6 protein-coding genes are annotated in these 4294 nt (G+C 57.1%); 5 read left to right on the forward strand and 1 reads right to left on the reverse strand.

Going from position 1 to position 4294, the window contains the following annotated elements; all coding sequences use genetic code 11:
- The first annotated feature begins 10 nt into the window (after positions 1-10).
- The 5 genes from ndhC (at position 11) to NW849_RS13000 (ending at position 3139) form a co-directional block, all read left to right on the forward strand.
- On the forward strand, positions 11-373 hold the full coding sequence (gene ndhC / locus NW849_RS12980) for a photosynthetic/respiratory NAD(P)H-quinone oxidoreductase subunit C (protein ID WP_414331498.1): 363 nt from the start codon (positions 11-13) through the stop codon (positions 371-373).
- Positions 364-1104 carry an NADH dehydrogenase subunit K gene (locus NW849_RS12985; RefSeq protein WP_414358107.1) on the forward strand — a complete coding sequence of 247 codons (741 nt, stop codon included), beginning with the start codon at positions 364-366 and terminating at the stop codon, positions 1102-1104. The genes ndhC and NW849_RS12985 overlap by 10 nt, the downstream gene beginning before the upstream one ends.
- Before the next feature lies 1 nt (position 1105).
- Positions 1106-1657 (forward strand): NAD(P)H-quinone oxidoreductase subunit J, encoded by a 552-nt coding sequence (locus NW849_RS12990; RefSeq protein ID WP_414358109.1) that lies wholly within the window; start codon positions 1106-1108, stop codon positions 1655-1657.
- Between the two features lie 47 nt (positions 1658-1704).
- Positions 1705-1878 (forward strand): hypothetical protein, encoded by a 174-nt coding sequence (locus tag NW849_RS12995; RefSeq protein WP_414358112.1) that lies wholly within the window; start codon positions 1705-1707, stop codon positions 1876-1878.
- Positions 1879-1954: 76 nt separating this feature from the next.
- Positions 1955-3139 (forward strand): class I SAM-dependent methyltransferase, encoded by a 1185-nt coding sequence (locus tag NW849_RS13000; protein ID WP_414358113.1) that lies wholly within the window; start codon positions 1955-1957, stop codon positions 3137-3139.
- Positions 3140-3174: 35 nt separating this feature from the next.
- On the opposite strand, the gene NW849_RS13005 is transcribed toward NW849_RS13000, so the two are convergent.
- Positions 3175-4044 (reverse strand): hypothetical protein, encoded by an 870-nt coding sequence (locus tag NW849_RS13005; RefSeq protein WP_414358116.1) that lies wholly within the window; start codon positions 4042-4044, stop codon positions 3175-3177.
- Positions 4045-4294 lie beyond the last annotated feature (250 nt).

Consider the following 4294-nt stretch of genomic DNA (forward strand, 5'->3'; position numbering starts at 1 on the left):
GTCTGGCGTCGTGTTTGTTCTGTCCGGCTACGAGTATTTGCTGGTTTTCCTGATCCTCTGCTCTCTGCTGCCGGTTTTGGCTCTGGGGGCTTCTGCACTCTTGGCGCCAAAGCGGCGGGGATCCCTGCGGCGCAGCACTTACGAGTCGGGCATGGAGCCGTTTGGGCAAGCCTGGATCCAGTTCAACATTCGCTACTACATGTTCGCGCTGGTCTTCGTCATTTTCGATGTAGAGACGGTGTTCCTCTATCCCTGGGCAGTGGCGTTCCACCGCTTGGGGCTGTTGGCCTTTGTGGAGGCCCTGATTTTCATCGCCATCCTCGTGGTGGGTCTTGTGTACGCCTGGAGAAAAGGAGCATTGGAATGGTCATGACGTCTGAGAAATCGCAAGTCTTGTTTCCGGGGGCTGCCCCCCAGGTGACTACCGACCTCTCCAACAACGTCGTTCTGACGACGGTGAACGACCTATACAACTGGGCTAAGATGTCCAGCCTCTGGCCGCTGCTCTACGGCACCGCCTGCTGCTTCATCGAGTTTGCCGCCATGCTGGGATCCCGCTTCGACTTCGACCGCTTTGGCCTGCTGCCTCGTTCTTCGCCACGCACCGCTGATTTGATCATCACGGCAGGTACGGTCACCATGAAAATGGCGCCGGCGTTGGTCAAGCTTTACCAGCAAATGGCTGAGCCGAAGTACGTGATTGCCATGGGGGCTTGCACCATCAGCGGTGGCATGTTCAGCTCCGATTCCTACACGGCAGTGCGGGGGGTGGACAAGCTGATCCCGGTGGATGTGTACATTCCTGGCTGCCCCCCTCGTCCAGAGGCGATCATGGATGCCATTGTCAAGCTGCGCAAGAAGATCGCCGCCGAGGACATGCGGGAACGAGGCCGTCTGCAGCAAACCCACCGCTACTACACGGTTAAGCACAACCTCAAGCCTGTGCCGGAGATCATCACCGGCAAGTATCTGGAGAGCGAGACCCGCCAAGCTCCCCCGCCAGAGCTGGCTGCGGCCATTGGCTTGCCAGTGCCCCCGGCCTTGCAAACCGCCGACTTTAAGCGGGCGGAACAGCAGCTCAAAGCCTTGCGAGGAGGGATGTGAGATGGCAGAGGAAAATGCCCGAGAAAAGCAAGCGCCGCCAGCGGTAGGCGAGCAGTCGGAACCCTTGGTGACGTTGGAGCGGGGCCCGGTTTCCCAGTTTCTGGCCGACAACGGCTTCGAGCACCAGTATTTGGGGAGAGACGCAGCGGGGGTAGAGCTGTTGGAGGTGGAGCGGGACTTTCTTCTGCCCCTGTGTACCGCCCTCTATGCCTACGGCTTTAACTACCTGGAGTGCCAGTGCGGGTATGACCTGGGGGCAGGGCAGCCACTGGTCAGCCTTTACCACCTGATCAAGCTGTCAGACGGGGCGGATCGCCCTCAGGAGGTGCGGCTCCAGGTAAAGTTGCCTCGCCACGATCCACGGCTGCCTTCCGTATACTGGATTTGGAAGTCGGCGGATTGGCAGGAACGGGAAACCTACGACATGTACGGCATTGTTTTCGAGGGACACCCGAACCTGAAGCGGATTTTAATGCCGGAAGACTGGATAGGTTGGCCCCTGCGCAAGGACTACATCACGCCTGACTTCTATGAGCTGCAGGATGCCTACTGATTGGGGATCCCTGACTCGGTGAGCAGCGTTGAATAGGATGGGTTGAGATGTGGCCTTTTTCGCTCTTGGCAATCTACGCAGGAGGAGTTTGGTACTCGGCCCGCAAGGCGGATCGCATCTATTCGGGCTCCGGGAAGTGGGTGGTATCGGCCCTCTGGCCTGTGTTGTTGGTCTCGAACCGTCAGTTTCGCCAAAATTGGCGTCGTCCCCTGAACAAGTAAGTTGAGTGAGTCTGGATCCCTGGAATCCTCGCCTGTGCTCGCTCCTGAGCAACACCCGCGCAACCCAAGCTTTCCTTTGTCATCACCCCAGGCCACGCAGAAGTTGCAGGAGTTGATCGGCAGCCGCATTCGCGCTCAAGGGCCGGTGACCTTTGCCCAGTTTATGGAGTGGGCTCTCTACGAGCCGGGGTTGGGCTATTACGAGCGGGGATCCCCGGTTGGCCCCGACTACCTCACCTCTCCCCACCTGGCGGCGGACTTTGCCCAACTGTTGGCAGAGCAGATCCTTCAGTTCTGGCACATTTTGGGATCCCCCCCTGACTTCAAGGTGATCGAGATGGGGGCGGGCAGCAGTCGCCTGGCCCAGGATTGGCTGACCTACGTGCGCTCCGCTAACCCCCCTTTTTGGCAGGCACTGGAATATGGGATCCTGGAGCGTTCTGCCCACCTGCGGCGGCTCCAACAGGAGCGATTGGCTCCTTTTGGGGAGAAGGTGCGCTGGTTGGATTGGGACGGGATCCCGGATGAGTCGGTCACAGGCTGTTTCTTCTCCAATGAGCTGGTGGATGCTTTTCCGGTGCATCGGGTGCAGGTACAGGATGGGGCTTTGCGAGAAATCTATGTCGATTGCGGCGAGGCTGCAGAAGCCGACTTCCGCGAAGTGCTGGGGGATCTGTCCACCCCTGAGCTAAGAGAGTACTTCGCCCGTCTGGGGATCCCTGTAGAAACCTATCCGTCGGGCTACCAAACCGAGGTGAACCTAAAAGCCTTGGAGTGGCTGCAGCTCCTGGCCCGCAAGCTGCGGCGAGGCTACGTGCTCACCATCGATTATGGCCACACCGCCCAGCGCTACTACAGCCCCCACCGCGCCCAAGGTACGCTCCTGGCCTATCGACAGCACGGCAGCTACACGGATCCCTATGTTCGGGTGGGATCCCAGGATCTCACCGCTCATGTGGACTTTACCACCCTAGAGCAAGTGGGAGAATCTCTGGGGCTAAGATGCCTGGGGTTCACCCGGCAGAGCAACTTTTTGGTGAACCTGGGATTGACCGAGCGGCTGGCCGCCCTTAGCCAAATGGGGAACCCGGTTGATGGCGAAGCTGTGGATGTGGGCCAGGTTTTGCGGCGGCGACATGCTCTTCACGCGCTGCTGGATCCCATGGGGTTGGGGGGCTTTGGGGTATTGGTGCAGGCCAAGGGCTTGATCCCCTCAGAACACGCTCACCCTCTGCGGGGCTTTGGCGAGCCAGAGCTGTGAACCGTTTCGGTGCTATTGGGATGGGATGTCTGCCCCTACCGGCTACCGTTGCCTTCCATCGATGCCAGTTCTGCCATTGCTCTGGCGCTATCTTCCAGGTTGTCGATTCGCTCCTCGAGGGTTGCAAAGACTTCGTCATATTTGTCGGCCCATGCGACGCCGGCGGCAGTTTTGGTCATGCGGGCCGAGCCAAGAGATACGTCTGAAGATCCTTTCGCGGGCATAGGTGACCGTTTAATGGAGTTACTAGAGCCTGTTGACCGACAAGCCTGGGTTAAGCGGGCAATATCCTGCTTCAGGAGATTCTGTTTTGATTGGAGTTGTTCTACCTTGGCTATGCCCTCCTTAAGGGACTGAATGAGTTTCTGTTTCTTGGCTTGTAAATCTCCAATCGAGGCTTTCAGACTTTGCTCTTCTGCGCGTAACTGAGAAAGCCGTTCTTTTTGAGATTGGATCTGGGTCTCTATCTCCTCAAAATGGAGCTGAGCAGTTTGAGCTTGCGAATGAGCATTCTCATGAGTTTTGGCAGCAGCTTTTCCATTCTGCTGGACTTTTGCCCAATCTTCAAGGGCAGCACGCAGACTGGCCAACTCGTTTTGCAATTGCTGTAGGTCTGAAGGAGTGATTTCGTTTTGCTTCTGCTGATTTTTGAGGTGCTCTAGAAGCTGGATTTTGGCTTTGGCCTCGCTTCCAGATAGAGCAGAAGCCACATAGCCCGTCATCCCCGTGGCCAAACCTGCTGCTCCCGCCTGCCACAGGGATCCTCCCGCCCCAAGGCCGCCAATAGCCACCGTAACTCCAGCCAACGCGGGAAAGGCAGTTATCCAAAGCTGGCGGCAGGAGAAAGGCAACATCATCGACCCCAGGGTGGAAGAGGAGATTGTCTTGAAGATTGTTTTGACCATAGGTAATGTTTGGGTAGGTTTTCTCTCACTCACAACTCCTCTTTTTTTAAGGAGAAAGGGGAGCTAGAACCAACACAAAGAACAAAGAACGCCTTAGAGACAATTTTACTGCACTATTTCACTGCACTTCATCACTGCACTTCAAGATGACTCTGGTGTACTGCTGAGGTTACAGTTCTTTACGCCATCCCTCCAGTATGGCCACAACTACAAGTCAATCGCCACTCTAAACCTGCAAGAGCCACTTCAG

The sequence above is a fragment of the Synechococcus sp. R55.3 genome (genome assembly GCF_047461975.1).
Taxonomy (GTDB): domain Bacteria; phylum Cyanobacteriota; class Cyanobacteriia; order Thermostichales; family Thermostichaceae; genus Thermostichus.